Origin of the sequence: Natrinema gari JCM 14663 (assembly GCF_000337175.1) — an archaeon.
Taxonomy (GTDB): Archaea; Halobacteriota; Halobacteria; order Halobacteriales; family Natrialbaceae; genus Natrinema; species Natrinema gari.
The window spans coordinates 42,151-65,244 of sequence record NZ_AOIJ01000055.1 but is presented as its reverse complement, the minus strand read 5'-3'; the positions used below and the strand labels follow the sequence as shown (position 1 = coordinate 65,244).

At 65.3% G+C, this 23,094-nt stretch carries 21 protein-coding genes; 11 read left to right on the top strand and 10 right to left on the bottom strand.

Features of this window, described 5'->3' with window-relative positions:
* Positions 1–24: 24 nt before the first annotated feature.
* Positions 25–1,977 (bottom strand): beta-propeller domain-containing protein, encoded by a 1,953-nt coding sequence (locus C486_RS12445; RefSeq protein ID WP_008456643.1) that lies wholly within the window; start codon positions 1,975–1,977, stop codon positions 25–27.
* A 190-nt stretch (positions 1,978–2,167) separates the two neighbouring features.
* On the opposite strand from C486_RS12445, the gene C486_RS12440 reads away from it, so the two are divergent.
* Complete coding sequence (locus tag C486_RS12440; RefSeq protein ID WP_008456642.1) at positions 2,168–3,304, top strand: thiolase family protein; 1,137 nt, start codon at positions 2,168–2,170, stop codon at positions 3,302–3,304.
* A gap of 247 nt (positions 3,305–3,551) precedes the next feature.
* Positions 3,552–3,869 (top strand): hypothetical protein, encoded by a 318-nt coding sequence (locus tag C486_RS12435; RefSeq protein WP_008456639.1) that lies wholly within the window; start codon positions 3,552–3,554, stop codon positions 3,867–3,869.
* Positions 3,870–3,969: 100 nt separating this feature from the next.
* Here the strand turns inward: C486_RS12435 and C486_RS12430 are convergent, their stop codons facing one another.
* Positions 3,970–4,251, bottom strand: a complete 282-nt coding sequence (locus C486_RS12430; RefSeq protein ID WP_008456637.1) for a hypothetical protein — start codon at positions 4,249–4,251, stop codon at positions 3,970–3,972.
* Between C486_RS12430 and C486_RS12425 the strand changes: the two genes are divergently transcribed.
* Both C486_RS12425 and C486_RS12420 read left to right on the top strand, forming a co-directional pair.
* The gene (locus tag C486_RS12425; RefSeq protein WP_008456635.1) at positions 4,250–4,546 is read left to right on the top strand and encodes a hypothetical protein; all 297 of its coding nucleotides are present in this window, start codon (positions 4,250–4,252) and stop codon (positions 4,544–4,546) included. The genes C486_RS12430 and C486_RS12425 overlap by 2 nt on opposite strands.
* 37 nt (positions 4,547–4,583) lie before the next feature.
* The gene (locus C486_RS12420) at positions 4,584–4,997 is read left to right on the top strand and encodes an EamA family transporter (protein ID WP_008456633.1); all 414 of its coding nucleotides are present in this window, start codon (positions 4,584–4,586) and stop codon (positions 4,995–4,997) included.
* A gap of 29 nt (positions 4,998–5,026) precedes the next feature.
* Here C486_RS12420 and C486_RS21340 read toward each other — a convergent pair whose 3' ends face one another.
* The 4 genes from C486_RS21340 to C486_RS12405 form a co-directional block, all read right to left on the bottom strand.
* Complete coding sequence (locus C486_RS21340; protein ID WP_160164298.1) at positions 5,027–5,185, bottom strand: hypothetical protein; 159 nt, start codon at positions 5,183–5,185, stop codon at positions 5,027–5,029.
* A gap of 42 nt (positions 5,186–5,227) precedes the next feature.
* Entirely contained in the window at positions 5,228–7,132 is a 1,905-nt protein-coding gene (locus C486_RS12415; protein ID WP_008456631.1) for a cation:proton antiporter domain-containing protein, read from the bottom strand.
* Positions 7,133–7,319: 187 nt separating this feature from the next.
* Positions 7,320–9,344: an AMP-dependent synthetase/ligase gene (locus C486_RS12410; protein ID WP_008456629.1), complete on the bottom strand. Its 2,025-nt coding sequence runs from the start codon at positions 9,342–9,344 to the stop codon at positions 7,320–7,322.
* Positions 9,345–9,540: 196 nt separating this feature from the next.
* Positions 9,541–10,464 (bottom strand): MBL fold metallo-hydrolase, encoded by a 924-nt coding sequence (locus tag C486_RS12405; RefSeq protein ID WP_008456626.1) that lies wholly within the window; start codon positions 10,462–10,464, stop codon positions 9,541–9,543.
* Between the two features lie 148 nt (positions 10,465–10,612).
* Between C486_RS12405 and C486_RS12400 the strand changes: the two genes are divergently transcribed.
* Positions 10,613–11,776 carry an ATP-binding protein gene (locus C486_RS12400; RefSeq protein ID WP_008456624.1) on the top strand — a complete coding sequence of 388 codons (1,164 nt, stop codon included), beginning with the start codon at positions 10,613–10,615 and terminating at the stop codon, positions 11,774–11,776.
* Positions 11,777–11,828: 52 nt separating this feature from the next.
* On the opposite strand, the gene C486_RS12395 is transcribed toward C486_RS12400, so the two are convergent.
* Positions 11,829–12,764: a cation diffusion facilitator family transporter gene (locus C486_RS12395; protein ID WP_008456622.1), complete on the bottom strand. Its 936-nt coding sequence runs from the start codon at positions 12,762–12,764 to the stop codon at positions 11,829–11,831.
* Positions 12,765–12,990: 226 nt separating this feature from the next.
* Between C486_RS12395 and C486_RS12390 the strand changes: the two genes are divergently transcribed.
* From C486_RS12390 to C486_RS12375, 4 genes are all read left to right on the top strand, one after another.
* Positions 12,991–13,398 carry a fluoride efflux transporter FluC gene (locus tag C486_RS12390; RefSeq protein ID WP_008456620.1) on the top strand — a complete coding sequence of 136 codons (408 nt, stop codon included), beginning with the start codon at positions 12,991–12,993 and terminating at the stop codon, positions 13,396–13,398.
* Entirely contained in the window at positions 13,395–13,823 is a 429-nt protein-coding gene (crcB, locus tag C486_RS12385) for a fluoride efflux transporter CrcB (protein WP_008456617.1), read from the top strand. Before C486_RS12390 ends, crcB begins: the two co-directional genes overlap by 4 nt.
* A 137-nt stretch (positions 13,824–13,960) precedes the next feature.
* A complete protein-coding gene (locus C486_RS12380; protein WP_008456616.1) occupies positions 13,961–14,536 on the top strand; it encodes a magnesium transporter in 576 nt (191 codons plus the stop codon).
* A complete protein-coding gene (locus C486_RS12375) occupies positions 14,536–15,117 on the top strand; it encodes a magnesium transporter (RefSeq protein WP_008456614.1) in 582 nt (193 codons plus the stop codon). The genes C486_RS12380 and C486_RS12375 overlap by 1 nt, the downstream gene beginning before the upstream one ends.
* Before the next feature lie 176 nt (positions 15,118–15,293).
* Here the strand turns inward: C486_RS12375 and C486_RS12370 are convergent, their stop codons facing one another.
* On the bottom strand, positions 15,294–16,502 hold the full coding sequence (locus C486_RS12370; protein ID WP_008456611.1) for a potassium channel family protein: 1,209 nt from the start codon (positions 16,500–16,502) through the stop codon (positions 15,294–15,296).
* 124 nt (positions 16,503–16,626) lie between these two features.
* Here C486_RS12370 and serS point away from each other — a divergent pair, with 124 nt between their 5' ends.
* Entirely contained in the window at positions 16,627–18,006 is a 1,380-nt protein-coding gene (gene serS, locus C486_RS12365) for a serine--tRNA ligase (protein ID WP_008456609.1), read from the top strand.
* A 126-nt stretch (positions 18,007–18,132) separates the two neighbouring features.
* On the top strand, positions 18,133–18,279 hold the full coding sequence (locus C486_RS21705; protein ID WP_007110271.1) for a hypothetical protein: 147 nt from the start codon (positions 18,133–18,135) through the stop codon (positions 18,277–18,279).
* Between the two features lie 327 nt (positions 18,280–18,606).
* Here the strand turns inward: C486_RS21705 and C486_RS12360 are convergent, their stop codons facing one another.
* Both C486_RS12360 and C486_RS12355 read right to left on the bottom strand, forming a co-directional pair.
* The gene (locus C486_RS12360) at positions 18,607–20,142 is read right to left on the bottom strand and encodes a hypothetical protein (protein ID WP_241432501.1); all 1,536 of its coding nucleotides are present in this window, start codon (positions 20,140–20,142) and stop codon (positions 18,607–18,609) included.
* 524 nt (positions 20,143–20,666) lie between these two features.
* Complete coding sequence (locus tag C486_RS12355; protein ID WP_008456604.1) at positions 20,667–22,853, bottom strand: elongation factor EF-2; 2,187 nt, start codon at positions 22,851–22,853, stop codon at positions 20,667–20,669.
* Positions 22,854–23,094: the final 241 nt, after the last annotated feature.

Genomic DNA, 23,094 nt, shown 5'->3' with positions numbered 1-23,094 from the left:
ACCGTACGAAAGCGGCCCGGATCGTTACAGTTCGATGCGGGTCTCTTCCGTCCAGGTCGTCTCGTCGAGGACGACCGCCTCGTCCTCCCCGAAGACGTAGAGACGGTCACCGACGTACATCGCGCGGGTTCCGGGGCCACCCACGTCGACCCGGGCGACCTCCTCGAGAGTGCCGCCCTCGTAGTCGAACACGTAGCTCCCCTGGCTGGCCGGCATGAAGAAGACGCCGTGGGCCTCGTCCTGCAAGAAGGCGGTGTGCGTTCGGCTGATGTCGCTGCCGTACTCGGCGGAGAGGATTTCCGAGTCGAGTTCGACGGGGTCGGTCGGATCGCTCACGTCGAACAGCGTCGCCTTGGGATGGCGGTCCTCCTGACCGATGCCGAGCACGAGGTCGTCCTCGAGCGGGTGCAGGTACTCCGAGAAGCCCGGGAGTTTGAGTTCGCCATCGACGGTGGGATCGGTCGGGTCGGAGAGATCGAGCGTGTAGAACGGATCGATCTCGCGGTAGGTGACGACGTAGCCCTCATCGCCCTCGAAGCGGACCGAGTAGATGCGCTCGTCGACGCCGAGCCCGGTCACCGAGCCGACCGTCTCGAGGTCCGAGTCGAGCACGTAGACGTCGTTCACCGAGTCGGCCCCGTGGGTTCGAGGAATCGTCGTCGCGATCCGGAGGTGGGCGTCGTGTTCGTCCATCGAGAACTGATTGAGCGGCGTGCCGGGAACCTCACCGCTGGCGTCGACGGACAGGTCGCCGTCGATATCGACCCTGACGATCCCGGTCGTCGTCAGTTCGCGCTGGTGGGCCCGAGCGTAGTCGCGAAGCCCGTTCTCGAACGCGCGATGTGAGGGCCGGCGCGCATCCTCGTCCGTTCGGTCGCGCCAGTCGTCGAGGATCTCCTGTAGCTCGACGGCCTTGGCGCGTTTGGAGACGTCGATATCGTCCAGCGCCGCGACGCGCTTGCGGGCCTCAGCGTCGAGCAGCGCGGAGCCGTTCTCGCTGCCGAGGTACGACCGCCGCAGGTCGTACTCGTCGGTCGAACGAGTATAGGAGAGGTAGATTCCGTTCTCCGAGACGTAGGTCGCCGACAGCGAGCGCGAGCCGACGACGCTCGTCTCGCTTTCGAGGCGGCCCGTCTCGGGATCGACGCGGGCGGCCGTGTAGACCGCATCGGCGTCAGCATCCGCGGTTGGGCGAACGACGTCGGTACACGCGATCGTCCGATCGCCGTACGGTTCGATCGGACACGGATCATCCTCCGGCCGGTCGACGAGGACGAGGTACAGATCACCGTCGTACAGCCGGGCCGTCTCGAGTCGCGCCTCGAGATCCGTGCGCCACTGCTTGTCGGGGTCCTCGGGATCGCTCACGTCGTAGCCGGCGGCTTCCTCGTCGCCGAGGACGACGAGTGTCTCTCCCGCGAGCAGCAGGTCGCCGGAGAGGGGGATCGATCCGATCGTGTCGGGGGCGTCGGGGTCGCTCACATCGACGATCGACGTCTCGCCCCAGCGGGACGTGTAGCGATGATCGGCGTAGTAGACCGACTCGCCGTCGGTCTTCAGCACGTCGGGTTCGTCGAGGGCCGCTTCCTGAACGTTCGTCTCGGAGTAGCGCCGTTCGGTCCCGCCGCCCGACGCGGGTGCCGTCGACGCAGCGGAGTCAGCACCGGATGCAACAGCCACGGCCGACGCGTCTTCTTCCACCGTCACGTTGACACTCCCGGTACCGGCTCTCACGGGTGGTTGAGCGAACGCATCGGTCGACGACCGATCGTCGTCGAAGTACTCGACGAACGCCTCGTCGGAGGCGAACGTCGTCAGTTCGGGGTCGCTCGCGCCGGCGAGCGCGCTGGCCTCGTGTTCGCGGTCGGTACTCGCGGGGCGTTCGGTTTCAAACATGCCAGTGAGGCCGGCACCGATGACCGAGCCCACCACCAGCGCTGCGAGGGCGACCGCGATCAGGGTCGTTCTGCGATCCATATTCCAGTAACTCGACGCTCGTCATAAAGGACCGCCGCTAGGTGAAACACCACTTTCACCCACCGGACTCGAGGAGCGCCGTCACCACCGTCCGGAGAGCGCCGCTCGGCGTTGTTCGCGTCGCGTAAACCCTTTTCCCGCCCTCGAGAGTTCGACCGGATTTAAGTTCGTGAGGGGCATGCGGTAGTATATGTCACAGACGCCAGTCGTAGTCAAGGCAGTCCGGACGCCACAGGGGAAAGAAGACGGCGTGTACGCCGACGTTCGCAGCGAGGACCTCTCAGTGCCGCTGATCGACGAAATCCTGGCCGAGACCGGTCTCTCCGGCGACGAGATCGACGATCTGATGTGGGGCTGTGCCCAGCAGCGCGAGGAGCAGGACAACAACCTCGCCCGCGTCATCGCTCTCCTCTCGGAACTCGGGGAGTCGGTTCCGGCGACGACGATCAACCGCTGGTGTGCCTCCTCGATGCAGTCGGTTATCTCCGCTTCCGACGCCATCGCGGCCGGCAACCGAGACGCCATCATCGCCGGCGGCGTCGAGAGCATGAGCCGCGTCGCGATGGGCGAAAGCTACGGCCACATCCACCCGAAGATCTCCGAACTGTACGACCTCGGGGATCTCCAGATGGGGATGACCGCCGAGAAAGTCGCCGAGGAGTACGGCGTCAGCCGCGAAGAACAGGACGAGTACGCCGCCCGCAGCCAGCAACGCGCAACCGAGGCGACCGAGGACGGCCGGTTCGACGACGAAATCGTCCCGATCGAAACCGAGGACGGCACCGTCGCGGAAGACGAGGGTATCCGACCGGGCACCACCCCGGAGAAACTCGCCGAGCTCCCGACCGTCTTCAAGGAGGACGGCACCGTCACGCCCGGCAACGCGTCCCAGATCTCCGACGGCGCGGCCGCCCTACTGATCACCAGCGAGGCCTTCGCCGAGGAACACGACCTCGAGATCATGGCCGAGATCGGGCAGAACAACGTCGCCGGCGTCGATCCCACCGTCATGGGGATCGGCCCGGTTCCGGCGACGAAGGGGCTGCTCGAGCGCAACGGCCGCGACATCGACGACTACGATCTGGTCGAACTCAACGAGGCCTTCGCGAGCCAGTCGATCTACTCCCGTGACGAACTCGGCATCGACCCCGAACTCTTCAACGTCAACGGCGGTGCGATCGCGCTCGGTCATCCGCTGGGAGCCTCGGGCGCGCGTCTGCCTGTGACCCTGATCCACGAACTCCAGAAGCGCGGCGGTGGCCGCGGGCTGGCGACGCTCTGTGTCGGCTTCGGACAGGGTGCGGCGATCGAGTTCGACGTCAACTAACCGGGCGATCCGGTCCGGGAGCCGTTTCGAGGACGGAACGAGGACGACATCGTCATCGACCCTCACAGCCGCGGCGTCCGACGGTGTCGCTCCGTGTCTCGAGACCGGAAAGACGGCCACAGCCGAAGGGCCGAACGGAAACCGTCGGGGATCCGATCGGGAACGCCGGCTCTCGGCATGCCGACCGAATCCGGCCGGGTGCATACGTTGGCCGACCGTTTTATACGCTCGCGTCCTACGCTTGCGCATGCGCACGGGTCTCCTCGCGATCCTGATCGGAATCCCGCTCGCCTGGCATCTCGGCCTGACGGCGGTCGCCTACTACGACGCCGGCCGTGTCGGTCTCGAGCCGCCGAAAAAGTGGGCGGCGATCACGTTCTGTCTCCCGCTGCTCGGCTTCTTTATCTACCTGTTCGAGCGCAGCGAACTGTCGTACGACCCGGAGAGTGACCCCTATCGTGGGCACAACTTCAACGTCCACCCCTCGCGGGCCGACGACAGCCCGCTCCCGACCCGCGATGACGACCCGCGCTCGCTGTCGGAGGACGACGAAGACGGCGGCTAACCGCCGGAGCTGCCGACTCGCGAACGCCCGATCCGTCGGACGGTGGTGGGTTCAGGCCCGTGGCGGACGACGGTTGCGGGGTTGTCCGACCACGGACCCGTCACGCTCGTCCCGTGAGACGGAGCCCGATCCCGTCGCCGTCGAACTCGACGCCGCCGGTTCGAGCGCCTCGAGCGGGCTGCCGGTCCGAACCGCGCCGAACTGACCCGCGAGCTGCTTCCGTCGGCCGCGCGCCTCTAGCGTGGTGCAGGGGCTCCAGCGGACGGTCGGCCGCTTGTACGGCTTCGATTCCGAACGGACAGAGATGGAGGCGGCGATCGAAACGGCCGCCGAGCGCGACACCGATATCGCGTTCATCGATGACCCGATCAAGGAAACCCATGCTCGCGCCCTCACGTCGGCTCGGGCCGCTGCCGCTCCCGAAGGTGATGTTTCGGTTGCAGTCGCTGGACCTCGAGGAGTCCGCCGACCACATCGAACTGCGCTCGCTACCGGTCGCGGAGAGCACGAGCGGCGACGACGTCCAGCCCGCGATCGACCACCTGCGGCGACTGGTTCCCGACATCGATCGAACACAGCGGTCCCCGTGCGTGTCTCACGGTCACACAGTGATGGACGCGGCTGCAAAACAGTACCGGTGGTCGACGGGTCGTTTCGCGGGCGAACAGTCCGCATGAACGGAACGTTTATCGGAGTGACGGCACAGCCGGCTCCATGGTCAGTACGGCGATTCTGTTCGCACTCGGCGCATTGCTCCTCTATGGCGGGTGGGCGGTCACCGGGGGCGTCGCGACGCGATCGCTCTCGCCCGTGAACGCGGTCTTTCTCTCCTACGTCGCCAGTCTCGTGATCGTCGGCGGCTACGTGCTCTCTCTGCGCCGCCCCATCGTCGGCACCCGGATCGACATTACCTTCGCGCTCGTCTCCGGGGCGTTCCTTGCGGCCGCGTCGATCTGCTTTTACGCCGGTCTCGCACGCGGGAACATGGCGATCGTCTCGGCGATCGCCGCCCTGTACTTCGTCGTCCCGGCGGTCGTCGGCGTCTTCTATTTCGACGCCCACCTCTCCGCGACGAACGTCGCCGGACTCGCGCTCGCGGTGATCGCCGTCGGCCTCGTCGCGACCTGACTTGCCGGCGTTCGACGACCGTCGGTGCATCAGGGGTGTTCGTCCTCGCGGCTATCCTCCAGTGACGGTACGCCGCGGGCGACCTCTCCGAAGCGGAGTTCGAGCGGAAAGTCGAACGTGTGCTCGAGACCAATGTCGGCGAGGCCGACGGCTCGAGCGATGCACGCGTCGACGAGGACCTGGACCAAGAACTCGAGTACGAGTGAGCGCTGCGAGACCTCGACGGTCGTCTAGACCGGCGTCCCGCACTGCTCGATGGCCTCGCGAACCGCCTCGGAGCGACCGATGAGCGTGATGTGATCGCCGCGCTCGAGTTCGACGTCGGGGGTCGGCACCTCGCTCGTCCCGTTGCGACTCACGAGCGCGATGAGGACGCCGTTCGGGAGTTCGCCGCCGAGATCGACGATCTGCTTCCCGACGAGGGCCTCCTCGGTGATCTCGATCTCCTGTACGTCGCCGGAGCGACCGAGTTCGGACATCCAGTTCGAGAGCGCGGGGCGTTCGATCTGGTTGTCGATCGCCCACGCGGTCGACTCGGCCGCCGAGATCGTCTGGACGCCGAGCTCCTCGAACGCCGACGCGTTCGAGGGCTGGTTCGCCCGGGCGATCACGTTCTCGACATCGAAGTTCGACTTCGCGAGCTGTGCCACGAGCAAGTTCGCGTCGTCATCGCCGGTAGCCGCGACGACGGTCTTGGCGTTCTCCGCGCCGGATTCGCGCAACACCTCGACGTCGGTCCCGTCACCCTGACGGGCGGTAAAGCCGTCGTTGCGCAACTGCTTGAGGACCTGCCGGTCGTCCTCGATCAGGACTACGTTTTCACCGCGCGCTTCGAGCCGTTCTGCCAGCGAGCGACCGACGCGGCCGCCGCCGATGATGAGTACACGCATGGGTATCACGTCGAGTTTCTCCGCGATCTGCCGGGCCAGGCCGCCCTCGAGGACGACCGAGACGAGGATGACGAGGAACACCGTTCCAACGAGGAGATCCGCGCCAGCCGGGTTCGTCGGCGGGGTGCCGCCCTCCGCAACCCCGGTCTGTAGCCGGATCGCGAACAGGGTCGCGACCGACGCGGGGATGATCCCCCGCGGGCCGACGAAGCTCATGAACAGCGTCTCCCGGAACGTAAACCGGTCTCCTCGGGTCGTCAGAAAGACCAAGAGCGGTCGCAAGACGAACATCACGGCCACGACGACGGCCACGCCGCCGAGCCCGAGCATGAACAACTGATCGAACTCGAGCAGTGCCGCGAGCGTGATGAAGACGAAAGACAGGACGATCAACGTAATATCGCCTTTGAACGCCTCGATATCCTCCTCGTAGGGGAGCCGGGCGTTCCCGAGGATCAGTCCGGCCGTGGCCGCGGCCGCCACGCCCGCCTCCGAGAAGACGTAATCGGCCGTCCCGAACGCGACGATCGCTCCCGCGAGCGTGAGCAACCGAGCGTTTTGTGGCGCGTTGTCCGGCGAGAGATCGACGTACTGGAGCACCGACCAGACGACCGCAGCGACGATGACCCCGACGAGAAGCCCCGTCCCGAGCCGTTCCGCGAACAACTGCAGATAGAGTTCGGTGGTCAGCGTCTCCTCGCCGACGGCCATCGCCTTGAACAGCACGACCGCGAGGATCGCCGCCGTCACGTCGTTGACGATCCCCTCGGTCTCGAGGGTCGCAGCGACCCGGTCACGGACGGGGACGACCTTCAAGATCGGCGTGATGACCGTCGGCCCCGTCGCGATCAGGAGCGCGCCGATCAACAGCGCGATGTCCCAGTGGGCCCCGAGGAAGAAGTGCACCGCGGCGGCGGTCCCGAAAAACGCGATCGCCGCGCCGATCGTCGTCAATCGTAACACGGCCGACGGTGCCTCTTTGATCTTGTCGATCTTGAGGTGGAACGCGCCCTCGAAGACGATGATGGCGACGGAGAGCCCCACGATCGTCGAGAGGCCGCTTTGACCGAAGGAGTCGATGGTCAACACGCCGAGCCCCTCCGGGCCGATCGCGACCCCGGAGACGATGAGAAAGAGGACGCTCGGAACGCGGAACCGGGCCGAGAGGAGCTGTGAGAAGACGCCCAGCCCGACGATCGAGGCGACCAAGAGAAGCAAATCGGCACCGCCTTCTGCCCCGGTCATAGTTGTCGCTTCTCTCCCATGATCGGTCGACATACTGACGCTGCTGCTCCGTCCATTCGTCCTGACAGACTCAGTCCAACCGGTTAACTCCTGTGAGAACCGTTCGCCGCTGCGGTAGAGATACCACTCCGGTCTCGAGCCGCTCGGGGCGTGAAACGGGCGACGGCGACCGTCACGAGCCTGACAATCAGTCGTCCTCGAAGATCCGATCGACGCGGTCCTCGAACCGCTCGAGGATGACCCGCCGTTTCTTCTTCATCGTCGGCGTGAGCATGTCGTTTTCCTCGGTGAACTCCAGCGGGACGAGTTCGAACCGCTTGATCGTCTCGTGTTTCTCGAAGTTCTCGTTGACCCGGTCGACCTCCTGCTGGATGTAGTTGCGGACGCGGTCGTCGTCACACATCGCCTGGGGGTCGTCGGGGAGATCGATCCCCGCCGATGCGGCCCACTCGCGGACGTGGTCCGTGTTGGGGACGAGGAGAGCGCCGATGAACTTCTCGCCATCGCCGACGACCATTGCCTGTTCGACGATTTCGCTCGCGGCGAAGGCGTCCTCGATCGGCCCGGGCGCGACGTTTTTCCCCGTCGAGAGGACGATGATCTGCTTGACGCGGTCGCGGAACTCGAGGTAGCCGTCGGGTCTGATGTGGATGATGTCGCCGGTGCGGAACCACTGCCCCGACGCGGCCGCCGAGCCTCCGCTCGCGTCCGCGTCTCCCGACTCGTTCGAACGGGCCGCGGTCTCCCCGGGGACGGCGTCGATAAACGCACCCTCGGTCGCGCCGGGTTTGTTCCAGTAGCCCTGGGTGACGTTTGGCCCCCTGACGAGGAGTTCGCCGACCTCGCCGGGATCGTCGGCGAACGCCTCCTGATCGGCGACGGTCTCGTCGACCGTCACGGAGACGTTGCACAGCGGCGGCCCGATCGTCCCGATCGTGGCGGCCTCGGGGGGGTTCGTCGCGACGATCGGCGCGGTCTCGGTCAGCCCGTACCCCTCGAAGATGGGGAGCCCCATCGCGTGATAGAGCCGGCAGAGTTCCGGCGAAAGGCTCCCACCGCCGCTGATCAGTATTTCGATGTTGCCGCCCAGGGCCTCCCGAACCGTCGAGAAGACGAGCGTGTCCGCAAGCGCCTGTTTGGCCGAGAGGATCGGTCCCGGCGACTCGGCTTGCTGGTACGCGACGCCGACGTCCGTCGCCCACTCGAAGATCCGTTGCTTGGCCGCGGACTGGCTCGCTTCCTCTCGGATGCCGTCGTAGATCTTCTCGTAGACCCGGGGGACGCTCGTGGCCGTCGTCGGCTCGACGAGGCTGAAGTCCTCCTGCAGCGTGTCGGGACTCTCCGCGTAGGCGATACAGGCACCGCTTGCGAACAGCACGAAGTGACCGGCCGTCCGCTCGAAGACGTGGGCCAAGGGAAGATACGACAGCGCCACCGACTCCTCGTTTAACACCGGTACGTCGTCGCCCTTGTCCGGTCGCGGCCCGAAGCGTTTCCGGGACGCGTTGACGTTCGACCGGAAATTCCCGTGAGTCAACTGGACGCCCTTTGGCTGCCCGGTCGTCCCGCTCGTGTAGATCAGGCTCGCCAGATCGTCCAGGTCCGTCTCATCGATCCGGGCCTCGTAGGCCTCGAGGTCGAAGGTGTCCTCGCCGCGGGCATAGACGTCGCCCAGCGTGAGGATGTCGTCCCGGTCGTCGTATCCCTCGAGGTCGTCCATCGAGACGATGAACTCGAGGTCGAGGGCGTCCTCGACCGAGAGGACGGTCTCGAGCAGAGCCTCGTTCTCGACGACGACGCCGTTGGCATCGGGGTCGTCGAGCAGGTATTCGACCTGCGCCGGCGAGGAACTCGTGTAGACGGTCGTGACGACCGCGCCGGCTCCAAGGAGGGCGAAGTCGGACTGGGCCCACTCCATCCGGGTGTTGGCGAAGAGACCGATCCGGTCGCCCGTTTCGACCCCCAGATCGCGGAAGCCGGCCGAAAGCCGTCGAACGATATCGCGCATCTCGGCGTAGGAGAGCGTCCGGTATTCGCCGGACGTCGCGGCGGGAATCACCGAGTCGGTCAGCGATCGCTCGTAGACACCTCCCTTGTACTGCTGTGCCGGTCGATTCGAATTGCGTGCAGCCGACTCCTCGAACAGTCGTGCGAGGGTCGTCTCGCCGGTCACCTCGTCCTCGTACTCGCGTTCGGCATCCCGCCAGTTCATATCCCTATGAGAGTAGCTCCCGTGCGATAAAACGTGATGAAACGGACATAATCAGTGAGTGTGTTTATCAGTCGCCCGTGGGCGGTCGAGACGCCCGCTACGGGCCAAAAACCACGCCTGACGGGTCACTGATCGGTAATCGCCGTCCGCGATTACGTGGCTGGTTCGGGGCTCGTCCCCGAGGAACGGGACTCGGTCACGTCCCCCGATGGTCGAGATACCCAAGCACACCCCGCGTGTTCAATTTCGCCTCCTCGCTCGCTTTCTCGTCGCCCCAGACGTCGGTCAGGTCGGACGCGTTCGCGAAGTACTCGATCACCGCGTCGTCGTCCTCGAGTTCCGCTCGTTTCGCCGCGACCGCGTCGACCCACTCCTCGAGCACCGTCGCGTACTCCTCGAGAGCGGCCTCGGCGTCGTCGCCGACGTAGCGGGGGCCGAAGTGGGGATAACAGAACACGTCCGGATCGAGTGCGGCCAGCAGCTCGATATCGGCGAGACACTGCTCGAGGTCGAAGTTCGACGGCGGCGAGGTTTCCCTGATCGCCTCGATTTCGGGCACCCAGATACCGGCGGCGTCGGCGGTGAAAACCGCGTCGTTCGCGGGGTCCTCGAAGACCACCTGGTGGGGCGCGTGGCCGGGTGCCCCGTGGACGCGCAGTTCGTGAGTGCCGAGGTCGATCACGTCGCCGTCATCGATATCGACGAGTCGGGATTCCGGGACCGGCTTCGGTTCCACGTAGTGCTGCCACTGTTCGCCGACGGCGTTTTTCGTCCCCGCGACCAATCGCGAGGGATCGGCCATATGGTCGGCACCCAACGCGGGGACGTAGACATCGGCGTTCGGATAGTCCGCGGCGAGAAAGCCGGCCCCGCCGGCGTGATCCAGATGCACGTGCGTCAGGGCGATGACCTCGAGATCGGCCGTCCCGATGCCGACCTCGGCGAGGCCCTCGCGGAGCAGGTCGTAGTTCGTCCCGATACCGGTGTCGACGACGGCGGGTCGCTCGTCGTCGAGGATGTAGACGGCACCGTACCCGTTCGTATCGTACATTCCCGTGTCGAGGTAGTAGAGATCCGAACAGTCGCCGGTCGCTACGTTGCGGACGTCTCCGACTTCCATAGCGAAAGCGCGTCAGCGAACGGGATAAAAGCTCGCGTCGCGGCGACCCACCCGCGGATGGGGCCGTTACAGACTTCACACACCATCCTCTTGGATCATGATAGATGCGTCGAATCGACGCCGAACCACGTCCCATTCTCGAGCCGACATGAGCCACGATACGCCGGCCCAGCCCCGTACCGAGTCCACCCGACCGTGGCTCAACCAGGAGTACATACCACGGCTCATCGGGTGGTTCGGCGGACTCTCAGTACTCGCCTTCGCCGGCTGGACGGTCGCGTTTGCCGGACTGATCGACGTTCCGGGCCTCCTGCTCAATGCCGCGTTCACCGGCGGACCGGCCGTCGGGCTGATCTGGGGGGGCTACCGACTCGACCGAAGCGACATCGAGACGGGCCGGTACGCTCGGATTCTCCAGTGGTGTGTCGGCGGATCGGTCGGTTTCCTGGCAATCAACCTCATGACGATGGTCTTCTTTCCCTGGTACAATCTGGCGGGCAACATCTCCTGGGCCCACTTCTCGGTGAATGCGGGTGCGGTCGGGGGCTTCGCCGTCGGGTACGTCGAAGCACGGGCGATCCAGCGCGAGGTCGAGGCGACGGTCGCCACCGTCCGTGCCGACCAGCTCGCGGACGAGCGCGAACTGCTCATGTACCTGAACGATCTCCTCCGGCACGAGGTATTGAACTCCGCACAGATAATCAGCGGCCACGCGTCGCTGCTGCAGGCGGCGTGTGACGACGAGCGGGTTCGCACACGCCTCCAGACGATCGAACGCGAGAGCGACGAGCTCGTCGATGTCATCGACGATATCCGGGCGATGCTGGAGGCGAACCGGGGGCCGGAGACGCACTCGAGCGTCGACCTCACCGCGTTACTGACGACACAGGTGGCCGAATGTCGTGCGCGCTTCGACGAGGCCGTCATCGACGTCGAACTCCCCGAATCGGCTCACGTCCGGGGCAACGAGGGACTCAAATGGCTCTTCTCGAACCTCCTCGAGAACGCGATCGAACACGACGACGCCGCGACGACACACGTCCGCGTGACCGTCGACAAGCAACCCGAGACCGTCACCGTCACCGTCACCGACGACGGTCCCGGGATTCCCGACAAAGAGCGGGAGACGCTGTTCGAACGCAAGTCGACTAACCATGGACTCGGCCTGTACCTCTCCCGTATCCTCGCGAACAGGTACGGTGGCACCGTCGATCTCGCCGACACCGGCCCCGACGGGAGCGTCTTCGTCGTAACGTTACCCCGTATCTCGGCCGCCGATGATGCCGAGGCGTCCGACTCCCGTCGCCACTGACCGTCACGGGACACCTAGGCACACGACGGCTGTGCACTCCGTGTGCGTCGGGTCAGTCGGTACTGTCACGGCTCTCGAACTCGTCGGCCGATTCCTTCCACTCGCCGATGCCCGAGGGATCGAGGTGGACGTGGGCGTCGCCGACATCGTCGAGGCCCCGCAGTCGAGCGACCAGTTCCGACTCGATATCGTGGGCCTCCCGGAACGGCATGTCGCCGTCGACCTCGACGTGGACTTCGACCTCGAGAACCGTGCCGTCGTAGAAGACGGTCAGGTCATGGACGCCCGCGACGGCCGGATGACGCCGGAGGGCGGCCGTGATCTCCCCTCGCTTCTCGGGACCGGGTGCGGCACCGATGAGGTAATCGACGTTTTCCCTGCCGATCTCGACACCCTGATAGACGACCAGCAGACTGACGAGGCCGCCGGCGAGGGGATCGAGTATCGGATAGCTGACGAGAACGCCGAGAACGCCCACGATGGCGGCGATCGAGGTGTAGATGTCGTTCAGACAGTCCTTCGCAAGCGCCGCGAGCGCGGTCGACTGCAGGCGCTCGTTGATCGCCACGGTGTAGCGATAGACCAGATACATGTCGACGATCGAGAACCCGAGCGCCGCGAGGAGCAACGGACTGAACTCGATGTCAGTCCCGTACAGCAGTCCCTGACCGGACCGGTAGAGCAGGTTCAGTCCTAACAGTGCGATGACAGCCCCGACGAACAGCGCCGTCAGGGGCTCGATCCGGTCGTGACCGTGGGGATGCGTGTCGTCGGGTTCGTCGAACGCGCTCCGCCCCCAGACGAGGACGACGACGCTGGCGACGAGATCTGCCAGCGAATGAGCTGCGTCGGCCAGCAGGGCGACGCTGCCGAACGCGAACCCCGCACCACCCTCGGCAACGATCTTGGCGATGTTTCCGAGGACGTTCGCCCACGACGCCCACGCGAACCCGCGTCGCCCGCCGTCCGCCGCGTCCGCTTCGGACATGGCTTGGTTTAGAGGCAGTCTAACCTTGGCTCTTTTCCTTCCCCGCTCGAGGCGCGCCGTCGGTCGGGCACCGATCACAACCCTCATTGGGTGGCCACGAGAGGGACGAAACGACCGGGCGATGGGGCCCGCCCGACCCAACCGCCGACAGCGACGTCGACCGCGTCTGGAGCGCACAGACTTACCGAGCGTCGTTCGGCTGACGGTCCCTGCGTGAGTCCCAGCCATGGTAAACGCACATCCACTCGTTCGCCTCGAGACGCTCGCACTGATCGCCGTCGGCGGGTTCGCCGGTTCGAACCTCCGCTTTTTCGCGATGGGGCTGGTGCCCGACGTGCCGTCGATCGTTCTGGTCAACGCCGTCGGAAGCGCGGTCCTCGCCTTCCTGGTCTACGAAGCCGACTACGCGGACCGCCTGACCGCACGGACACGACTCGTCTTCACGACGGGGGTGCTCTCCTCGCTGACGACCTACAGCACGTTCGCGCTCCAGACCGCGCTCGCGGCGAGTCCGCTCGCGCTGGGCGGTATCGTCGCCGCGAACTACGGGCTCGGCCTCGCCGGCGTCCTCGTTGGTCGGTTCCTCGCGCGTCGGCTCGGCGTTCCGCGGCCGACCGGTGGTGAGACCACATGAGCGTGCTCCTTCTCGAGGGGATCGACGTGCTCGGTCGAACGGCCGTCACCATCGACCCCAGCCCGGCCCACGTCGTCGGCACCGGCGGGGCGATCGGAGCGGTCCTTCGATACGTGACCACGCAACGGGTCTCCGAACGACTCTCGAGCGAGCGGGTCCCGCTGGCGACGGTCGCAGTCAACGTCATCGGCAGTTTCGTCCTCGGCCTCGTGGTCTTCGCCGGCGCGGGCGGGTCGACGCTCCGACTCGTCGGGACCGGTATCTGTGGCTCGTTCACGACGTTTTCCTCGTTTTCGGTCGAGACGGTCCGACTGTACGAGCGCGGCGATCGAGTCCCCGCGGTCGCCACCGCCGCGGTGACCCTCGCGTGCTCGCTCGCGGCGATCGGACTGGCGTGGCTACTCGTCGCTGCTACCGCTCTCTGAGCGTCGCACTCCCCGCGGAACGCGGGCCACGACCGGTTAGCGAACCGTCACAACTGGGGCCGACCACCATGACATCGTACGGTCGGATCGCCTTCGACCCGCGGTAGGTTTATGTCCGGATTCCGTGAGACGACAGTATGGCGGCTCGCCAAGACGCGTGGCGGATCTACCGCGAGTCACTGCCGATCCTCGTGGTCAGCCTCGCCGGCGGGATTTTCGCCGGATCGGTCCTCGGATCGGCGGGGATGACCGAGGGGTTCGAGCGGTTCCCCGGACTCCTGCTGTTGCTTCCTGCCTTCCTCGCGACGCGCGGGAACGTCTACGGCGCGATGGGGGCGCGCATCTCGAGTGGACTCCACCAGGGGATGATCGACCCCGAGTTCTCGTGGAACCGGCGGCTAGTCAACGCCGTCGCCGCCTCCTTCATTAACGGCATCGGGATCTCGATCGTCATCGCGGTCCTCTCGTGGGGCATTCTGCACGTGCTCGGTCGCGAATCGGCCAGACTCGTCGAACTCGTCGGCATCATGCTCATCTCCGGCATCCTCACGTCCGTGACCCTGATCTTCGGACTGCTGGGGCTGGTGTTCGCGAGCTACCAATACGGGCTTGATCCGGACAACCTGATCGGCCCGATCGTCACCACGCTCGGCGATATCTTCGGCGTCGTCTTCCTCTTCGTCGCGATCACCGTCGTGGGGGGGATCTTCTAATGTCGTCCGCAGGCCCGGACGAGTCGCTCGATACCTGGACGATCCGCAGCATCGTTGCCACGATGTTTCCCATCCTGCTCGTTCTCTCGCTGCTCGAGATGGGATCAGGCTACGTTCTCGAGGAACTCAAGGAGACCTACCTCTCCAATCCGACGCTGCTGGTGCTCGTCCCCGTCATGATCGGGATGGGCGGTAACCTCGGCGCGATCCTCTCCTCGCGGCTCTCGACACGGCTCCACCTGGGCCTGCTCGAGTTCGATCCGCGCGACGAGGTCCTGTGGACGAACGTACTGGCGATCATGGGGCTGGCGGCAACGATCTTCTCGGCGCTGGGCGTCGCGGCTTGGACGGTCGGGCAGGTCATCGCCGAACCGATGGCGCTGGCCGATCTCATGCTCATCTCGATCGTGAGCGGGCTGCTCCTGGCCGTGATCGCGATCGTGCTCAGTATCGCCGCGACCTACATCTCCTACACGCAGGGCTTGGACCCGGACGATACGACGATCCCGGTCGTCACGAACGTCTGTGACATCCTCGGCGTGATCGTCCTCTCGGGGGTCGCGATCGTCGTCCTGAACTAACGGACCGCCCCGAAACGCGGAGCCGAGCGGCGTGGTGGAACGAGAGGCCCACCTGAAACGAGTGACACACCAATCGCACAGCGGTCATGCGATCGAGTGTGCAGTGCCGGTCAGTGGCTCGTATAGCCGGCTCGAGAACGGACGGGGGCGACGGTCGTACGACGGGCCGCGTCGGGCTACGCGGATGCGAGGTCGCGAAACGCCGCCGCGGCCGTCCGGGTCCCCTTGGAGATGAGGACGTCGCCGCCACGCAGTTCCGCGTCGGCGTCCGCGACCAGCAGCCAGCCCTCGCCGGGCCGTCGAATGGCGATCACGGACATCGTCGACTCGGCGTCGGGAACGCCGGCGGTCACCGCGGTCCCGTCGAGATCGCTCCGCTCGTCGACTTCGACGCGGGTGATGATCTCGTCGCTCTCCTGGACGGCCACCTGCACCACCGGGTGGACGTCGATCTCCCTGAGGACACCCTCGCTGATCTCGATCGCGGCATCGCTGATTCGCTCCGTACAGTTCCCCAACTGGATCAACCCGCGGAGAACGACCGGGTCCGTCGCGTCCGCGGCGGCCCGGAGCGTCCACGCCTCGAAGCGCGATTGCATCGCGTCGACCTCGACCTCGAGATTCCGGACCTCCTCGGCCAGTTCCTCGCTGTCGAACAGCACGCTGCTGTAGGCCAGATCGACAGCCAACTCGGAGAAATCCTTCATATGGACGATCGTATCCACGGCCCGCTCGAGGTCGTCGATATCCGGCGTCTCGGCGGTCGGGGCCTCGTAGGCCTCGCCGGTCAACTCCTCGCAGACGTCGCCGATCGCCGACTCGGGACCCCGGAGGAGCGCGACGTCGTCGGCCTCGACGCAGGTCGTCGGCCCCGGATTGAGCAGCCAGTCGCTGCCCCGCCGGAGCGCGATCACGCGCACGCCCGTCTCCGACTCGAGGTCGATGTCCTGGAGCGTCCGCCCGGCGTACGCCGAGTCCATCGCGACGACCCCCCGGAGGAGCGCCTCCGCGGCGTCGGGCAGCGCCGCGCGCATCGCCTCGGGGAGACCCATATCCTCGAGGACGATCTTCGCGATATCGCCGGCGGCGTCGCTGATCCCGTCCGCAGCCCCGACGATCCCGAGGACGGGGGCGAGCTGTTCCGCGTCCGTGGGCTTGCGGGCGGCCATCAGGAGGCTCATCCGCGCCCGCATCTCGAGGACGTCCATCCGCTCTTCCAGGCGCAGGACTTCCGTCGCGAGCTGCTCGCTTTGGTGGAGCACGGCCGAGTACGAGAGGTCGATCAACAGTTCGGCGGTGTCTTTCATCTCCACCAGCACGTCCTTGACGCTGACGGGCTCGTACTCGATCGGAGCCGACGATGTCTCGCCCTCGAGCGGATCCATACTTCAAAGGACGGTGGCCCACGGAAAAAGCGTTTCCCGCTGGGGGAGACCCGATCGGGCACTCGAACGACGTAGCCTTCCGACACGGTTTTGCCCGGGCACAAAGAACGAACGACCAATACCAATGCTCGACCGGACCCATCTGCGCGAGAATCCCGACGAGGTACGCGACGCCCTCGACGACCGCGGAGCCGACGTCGATCTCGACGAATTCCTCGAACTCGACGAACGCTGGCGGGAGCTCAAAGCTCGCGGCGACGACCTGCGCCACGATCGCAACCAGATCACCGAGCAGATCGGCAAGCTCGTCGCCGAAGGCAAAGACGAGGAGCGGGAGGAGGCCATCCAGCGCTCGCGGGAACTCAAAGCCGAGATCGAGGACGTCGAGGAAGAAGCCGTGGAGCTCCAGGCGGAGCTCCGCGAGCGGATGCTCGAGATCCCGCAACTCCCCCACGAAAGCGTCCCGCTCGGGGTCGACGAACGACACAACGTCGAGGACCGGCGCTGGGGATTCGACGACGCACACGAGTTGCCCGAAGAAATCACGCCCCACTACGAACTCGGCGAGGAGCTAGACATCATCGACGAGGAACGCGCCGCCAAGACCACCGGTGCGGGCTTTTATTTCCTCAAGGGCGAGGGCGCACAGCTCGAGCACGCCCTGATCCAGTTCATGATGGATATCCACCGCGAGCAGGGGTACGTCGACCTCTTCCCGCCGGTTCCAGTCAAGAGCACGTCCATGCGGGGCACCGGACAGCTCCCGAAATTCGCCGACGACGCCTACCGAGTGGGCGGCAGCAACGAGGAGGAGTACGCGGACGACGACCTCTGGCTCTGTCCCACCGCGGAGGTCCCGGTTACCAACATGTACCGCAACGAGATCCTCCTGCAGGACGATCTCCCGCTCAAACACCAGGCCTACACGCCGAACTTCCGCCGGGAGGCCGGCGAGCACGGCACCGAAACCCGCGGGATCGTCCGCGTCCACCAGTTCAACAAGGTCGAACTCGTCAACTTCGTCGAACCCGACGAGAGCTACGACCGTCTCGAGAACCTCCTCGCGGAGGCCGAGGACGTCCTCAAACGGCTCGGGCTCCCCTACCGCATCCTCGAACTCTGCACCGGTGATCTGACCTTCGCCAGCGCCAAGACCTACGACATCGAGGTGTGGGCTCCCGGTGACGACATGGACGACGGGCCCGATGAGGGCGGCCGCTGGCTCGAGGTCTCCTCGGCCTCGAACTTCGAGGCCTTCCAGGCCCGCCGCGCCGGCCTGCGCTACCGGCCCGAGCGCCACGAATCGGCCGACTACCTCCACACGCTCAACGCCTCCGGGCTCGCCATCCCGCGGGTCATGGTCGCCATCCTCGAGTACTACCAGAACGAGGACGGCACGGTGACGATCCCCGAACCGCTACGGCCGTACATGGGCGGCAAAGCGGTCATCGAGGGCCACGAAAAGGTCGGCGAGTCGGCGCTCGGTGCGGGCGAACGCGAGTAGCGACGACCGGTACCGTTGTCTCAGGGACCACGACGGGCGTCCGGTCGGCGGCATCGAGGCCGCTGCTCGATCGGGCCTGGATCGTGTCAGAGAAACAACTATGGTTCGGAAGGAGAGTCGACAGGTATGTACATCGATCTTCGGCAGAAAGTGATCGCATCGATCATCGGGGTACTGTTCATCGTCGGCGCACTGGTCCTGTTCCCGTGGTGGGTCGCGGTGTTCGTCTTCGCCGTCATGCTTCCGTTCTACAGGAAAGTGTTGACGGCGTGAGGCCGGTGGGCCACTACAGCCCCAACCGAACCGATTGACACGCTCACCGCAACCGACGGGCTGTCAGGTGTGCAGTAACGGACAGTGACACCGATCGCTCGGGCAGCAAACACCATCGAGAGACTGAAACGGTCCCAGAACAGTCACCGAGCCAGTCGGCCGCGGCGTGCGTTTTCGACGCACTGACTCGACGGGGGGAGTGCCGACGGCGGACCAGCCGCCGAGGCGTCTCCCGGCGGCCGGTTCGGGAGTGCTACCGCGTCGGGATCGTCGTCGGTGTGCGGCGTCCGCTCAGCGGACCGGTCGTCCGCGTCAATGTCGTAAGCGCTACTCGTTGGCCAGGCTCCGGATCTCCTCGACGGCGTCGGCCGCGTTGTTCAGCGCGTCCGCGATCGGCGGGAGCGGGGCGTTCTCGGCCGCCTCCCGCGCCTCCGCGACCGTACTCACGTCGTACTCCATTCCCGACTGAGCTTCGATCTCCGCCGTGACCTGCGTGAAGATCTCCGCGACGAGATCCTCGATCGTCCCGTCGTCGGTGTTCTCGATGGTGCCGACCGGCTCGACGTTCTCGAGTCGCGCGTTGATGTCCTCGATGATGGCGTTGATCTCCGCGACCGCATCGCTCTCGTTGTTCTCACCGCCGCTGTTGCTGCCGTCGTCGATGGTGTAGTCGGCGAGGGATGCGATCTCTTCGACGGCATCAGCCGCGTTATTCAACGCGTCCGCAATCGGCGGGAGCGGGGCGTCCTCGGCCGCCTCTCGTGCTTCCGCGGGCGTGCTGACATCGTACTCGACGCCGGCCTGAGCCTCGATCTCAGCCGTAACCTGCGTGAAGATCTCGTCGATGAGCGCACCGATCGTCTCGTCGCTGGTGTCCTCGATGGTGCCGACCGGCTCGACGTTCTCGAGTCGCGCGTTGATGTCCTCGACGATGGCGTTGATCTCCGCGACCGTGTCGTCACCGCTGTCGCCGGTGCTCCCGTCGTCGATGGTGTAATCGGCGAGGGTTGCGATCTCCTCGACGGCGTCGGCCGCGTTGTTCAACGCGTCCGCGATCGGCGGAAGCGAGGCGTCCTCGGCGGCTTCCCGTGCCTCCGCGGGCGTGCTGACATCGTACTCGACGCCGGCCTGGGCTTCGATCTCAGCCGTAACCTGCGTGAAGATCTCGTCGATGAGCGCACCGATCGTCTCGTCGCTGGTGTCCTCGATCGTACCGACCGGATCGACGGTCGCGAGTTGCGCATTGATGTCCTCGACGATGACGTTGATCTCCGCGACGGGACCGTCGTCGGGGTCGTCATCGGGATCGTCTTCCTCCTCCGTGACGACCTCGCCGTCGGCCTCGCCGCCGACGCCGGCGTCGGCCTCCGTGTTGCGCATGACGACGTTCAGGTCCGTCTCGCTCGCTCCGCTAACGCCGTTAACGGTGAGCTTGAGACGGAGCGCGACGTTCTTCTCCGTCGTACTGCTGTCCTCTTCCGCTTTGAAATCCGATGCCGAGAGACCGTCGTGGTTGAGGACGCTTCCCGCGAGTTCCTCACCGAGGGCAGCATTCGACTGACTGGTGCCGTTGACCTCGGTAGTCGCCTCGTCGATCGTCTCTACGTCTCCGTTGTGCACCACCTGGAGTTCGACCGTCGCTTCCTCCGGCTCTTCGTCCAACCCTTCGTACCTGAAGCCGACGTTGACCGCTTTTGCACGAATGTCCGTTATGGACCCGTCGTCACTTTCTCCGCTGATACTGGTTCCTCTGAACGTGTGATTCCGGATCTCCGCCGACGCTGACCCGGAAAGCACCACTGCGGTGCCGATAGCTGCTGTGCCGATACCGCCTGTACTAGCGATGAACTTTCGTCGATTCATGTCTGATCGATAACGCCGTACGACGCCCGGCGCTGGCGGACTCACAGCATTGCCACTCGTCGGTGTCCGACGCTGACCGACCGTTTCGCGACGCGCCTCAAGTGCGTGTGAGTGGCGAAACAGACCATGTTTTCAGGCATAAAAATTGTTGATTATAAATTATAAATATTGTACAACTGGTTTTGGATTTATTAAATAAAACAGCCGTTCGATAACGATGACGGACGGTGACCCGCACACGGGCACCCGCTGACCGGCGACCGTGACACGGCCAATGACGTCACTACCCCTCTAGTTCGCGCTACTGACTTCCCTGGCTCGTGCTTGGTTGCAGCTCTCGGACCTGTCCCCCAGACGGTCTTCGACTGCAAGGAACCGGGCGGTACCGAGTCTCCGACTGGCCGACGAGGAACACGGCCGTCGCTACTCGGCGTCGAACGAAGAGAGCGGCCAACCGGGGGAGAACCGAACGCCCAATCGGCGTCGATGCAAACGGAACTGTGAGTTCGAACGCGGCCGCGGCGTTATATGTAGTCGATACTCGGCGGCAGCTCGAGCTTCATGCCCTTGCGTTCGCGGATCTCCATGGTCTTGTCACGCTGGAGGGAGTCGGACATGACCTCGAAACCGGCGTTCTCCGTGTTCCAGGAGGCACGGCCCTCGGTTGCGGAGCGGATGTCCGAGGCGAAACCGATCATCTCGCCGACGGGCGCGATGCCCTCGACGACCATCAGGTCGCCTTCCTGGTACATGTCGTCGACGCGGCCACGACGACCCTGAATCTCGCCCGAGGCTGCGCCCATGTGGTCGTTGGGCACGTCGATGCGTACGTCCTGCATCGGCTCGAGCATCTTGATCTTGCCGTCGATCAGCGCCTTGTGGACGGCTTCGCGGGTCGCGGGGATGACCTGTGCCGGGCCACGGTGGATGGTGTCCTCGTGGAGCCGTGCGTCGTGCAGGCGGATGAGCGTGCCCTGAACCGGCTCGTTCGCCAGCGGACCGTTGTCGAGGGCTTCCTCAAGCCCCTCAATGACGAGTTCCATCGTCTCGTTCAGGTGTTGGATCCCCTTCGTGTCGTCGATGAGGATGTTCGTCCCGTGCATGTGCTCGACGTTCTGGGACGTATCCTTGTCCATGCCGGCCTCTTGCAGGGCCTCACGGCGGTCCTGCTCGGGCATGTCCATCGAGGCCTCGCCGAGTTGGATCGTCTCGACGATCTCCTGATCCATCGGTTCGATGGAGATGTAGAAGCGGTTGTGGCGGTTCGGCGAGATACCTTCCACCTGGTCGCTGGCCTGCTGGGGCGCTTCGCGGTAGACGACGATCGGTTCGCCGGTGTTGACCGGAATGCCCTGGTTCTTCTCGATGCGCTGGGTGATGACTTCGAGGTGGAGTTCGCCCTGCCCGGAGATCAGGTGTTCGCCGGTGTCCTCGTTGATCTCGATCTGGATCGTCGGGTCCTCCTTGGAGACCTGTCGCAGCGTCTCGATCAGCTTCGGCAGGTCGTCCATGTTCTTCGCCTCGACGGCCTTCGTAATGACCGGCTCGGAGATGTGCTCGATCGACTCGAACGGCGTCATCTCGACGCTCGAGACGGTCGAGCCGGCGATCGCGTCCTTGAGGCCGGTGACGGCGGCGATGTTCCCCGCCGGTACCTCCTCGACTTCCTCGCGTTCCCCGCCCATGTAGACGCCGACGGACTGAATGCGGTTCTTGCCCGCGGTCCCGGAGACGTACAGCTCCTGGCCCTTCTCGAGGGTCCCCGAGAAGACGCGGCCACTGGCGACTTCGCCCGCGTGGGGGTCCATCGCGATGTCGGTGACCATCAGGACGACTTCGCCGTCCTCGTCAACCAGCCGCATCTGTTCGGCGATGTCGGACTCGTCGTCACCACGCCAGACGCGCGGGATCCGACGGGGCTGGGCGTCGATCGGGTTCGGGAAGTGCTCACAGACCATGTCGAGCACGACGTCCGACAGCGGCGTCCGCTCGTGGAGCTCCTGGCGCTTGTCGGCGCGCTCGAGTTCCATGATCTCGGCGAAGTCCATGCCGGTACGCTGCATCGACGGCATGGAAACGCCCCACTTGTACAGTGCGGACCCGAAGCCGACGGTGCCTTCCTCGACCGAAACGGTCCAGTCGTCGATGTCGTCCATGTCCTCGGTCATCCCGCGGATGAGTTCGTTGACGTCGCGGATGACCGAGAGGAGTCGCTCCTGCATTTCCTCGGGCCCCTCCTGGAGCTCCGAGATGAGGCGGTCGACCTTGTTGATGAACAGGGTCGGCTTGACACCCTCGCGAAGCGCCTGCCGGAGCACCGTCTCGGTCTGGGGCATCGCCCCTTCGACGGCGTCGACGACGACGAGCGCGCCGTCGACGGCGCGCATCGCTCGCGTCACGTCGCCACCGAAGTCGACGTGGCCCGGCGTGTCGATGAGGTTGATGAGGTGGTTCTGGTCCTCGTACTCGTGGGTCATCGAAACGTTCGCCGCGTCGATGGTGATCCCGCGTTCCTGCTCGTCTTCCTCGGTGTCCATCGCGAGCTGCTCGCCGGCAGTCTCGTCGGAAATCATGCCGGCACCGGCCAGCAGATTGTCCGTAAGGGTCGTTTTTCCGTGGTCAACGTGAGCGGCGATGGCGATGTTCCGGATGTTCTCCGGGTCGTCCATCAGCCGTTCACACTCCTGGACGATCTTCTTGCGTCGGCCCATATACCCCCCAATACCGCCAGCGGGGTCAAAAGGGTAGTGTTTCGTCGCCGCCGGAATTCGTCGGCTTTCCCCGTCCGAACGCTGTAATATCCAATTTGAGTGAGTGAACGACTCTCATAATTGTACGGATCGGCAGTGCGAGGCCCCACGTCCGGACCCGGACCGCCGTCGGGCGACTAGCCGACGATCTCACCGCGCGATTCGCCGCCGTGCACCCGCACACAAGAGTCAAATCCCGTCG

Excerpts from the sequence above, each read along its gene's own strand:
- C486_RS12445 (WP_008456643.1), bottom strand. The coding sequence starts at position 1,977 with ATGGATCGCAGAACGACCCTGATCGCGGTCGCCCTCGCAGCGCTGGTG.
- C486_RS12440 (WP_008456642.1), top strand. The coding sequence starts at position 2,168 with ATGTCACAGACGCCAGTCGTAGTCAAGGCAGTCCGGACGCCACAGGGG.
- C486_RS12435 (WP_008456639.1), top strand. The coding sequence starts at position 3,552 with ATGCGCACGGGTCTCCTCGCGATCCTGATCGGAATCCCGCTCGCCTGG.
- C486_RS12425 (WP_008456635.1), top strand. The coding sequence starts at position 4,250 with ATGCTCGCGCCCTCACGTCGGCTCGGGCCGCTGCCGCTCCCGAAGGTG.
- C486_RS12430 (WP_008456637.1), bottom strand. The coding sequence starts at position 4,251 with ATGGGTTTCCTTGATCGGGTCATCGATGAACGCGATATCGGTGTCGCG.
- C486_RS12420 (WP_008456633.1), top strand. The coding sequence starts at position 4,584 with ATGGTCAGTACGGCGATTCTGTTCGCACTCGGCGCATTGCTCCTCTAT.
- C486_RS12415 (WP_008456631.1), bottom strand. The coding sequence starts at position 7,132 with ATGACCGGGGCAGAAGGCGGTGCCGATTTGCTTCTCTTGGTCGCCTCG.
- C486_RS12410 (WP_008456629.1), bottom strand. The coding sequence starts at position 9,344 with ATGAACTGGCGGGATGCCGAACGCGAGTACGAGGACGAGGTGACCGGC.
- C486_RS12405 (WP_008456626.1), bottom strand. The coding sequence starts at position 10,464 with ATGGAAGTCGGAGACGTCCGCAACGTAGCGACCGGCGACTGTTCGGAT.
- C486_RS12400 (WP_008456624.1), top strand. The coding sequence starts at position 10,613 with ATGAGCCACGATACGCCGGCCCAGCCCCGTACCGAGTCCACCCGACCG.
- C486_RS12395 (WP_008456622.1), bottom strand. The coding sequence starts at position 12,764 with ATGTCCGAAGCGGACGCGGCGGACGGCGGGCGACGCGGGTTCGCGTGG.
- C486_RS12390 (WP_008456620.1), top strand. The coding sequence starts at position 12,991 with ATGGTAAACGCACATCCACTCGTTCGCCTCGAGACGCTCGCACTGATC.
- crcB (WP_008456617.1), top strand. The coding sequence starts at position 13,395 with ATGAGCGTGCTCCTTCTCGAGGGGATCGACGTGCTCGGTCGAACGGCC.
- C486_RS12380 (WP_008456616.1), top strand. The coding sequence starts at position 13,961 with ATGGCGGCTCGCCAAGACGCGTGGCGGATCTACCGCGAGTCACTGCCG.
- C486_RS12375 (WP_008456614.1), top strand. The coding sequence starts at position 14,536 with ATGTCGTCCGCAGGCCCGGACGAGTCGCTCGATACCTGGACGATCCGC.
- C486_RS12370 (WP_008456611.1), bottom strand. The coding sequence starts at position 16,502 with ATGGATCCGCTCGAGGGCGAGACATCGTCGGCTCCGATCGAGTACGAG.
- serS (WP_008456609.1), top strand. The coding sequence starts at position 16,627 with ATGCTCGACCGGACCCATCTGCGCGAGAATCCCGACGAGGTACGCGAC.
- C486_RS21705 (WP_007110271.1), top strand. The coding sequence starts at position 18,133 with ATGTACATCGATCTTCGGCAGAAAGTGATCGCATCGATCATCGGGGTA.
- C486_RS12360 (WP_241432501.1), bottom strand. The coding sequence starts at position 20,142 with ATGAATCGACGAAAGTTCATCGCTAGTACAGGCGGTATCGGCACAGCA.
- C486_RS12355 (WP_008456604.1), bottom strand. The coding sequence starts at position 22,853 with ATGGGCCGACGCAAGAAGATCGTCCAGGAGTGTGAACGGCTGATGGAC.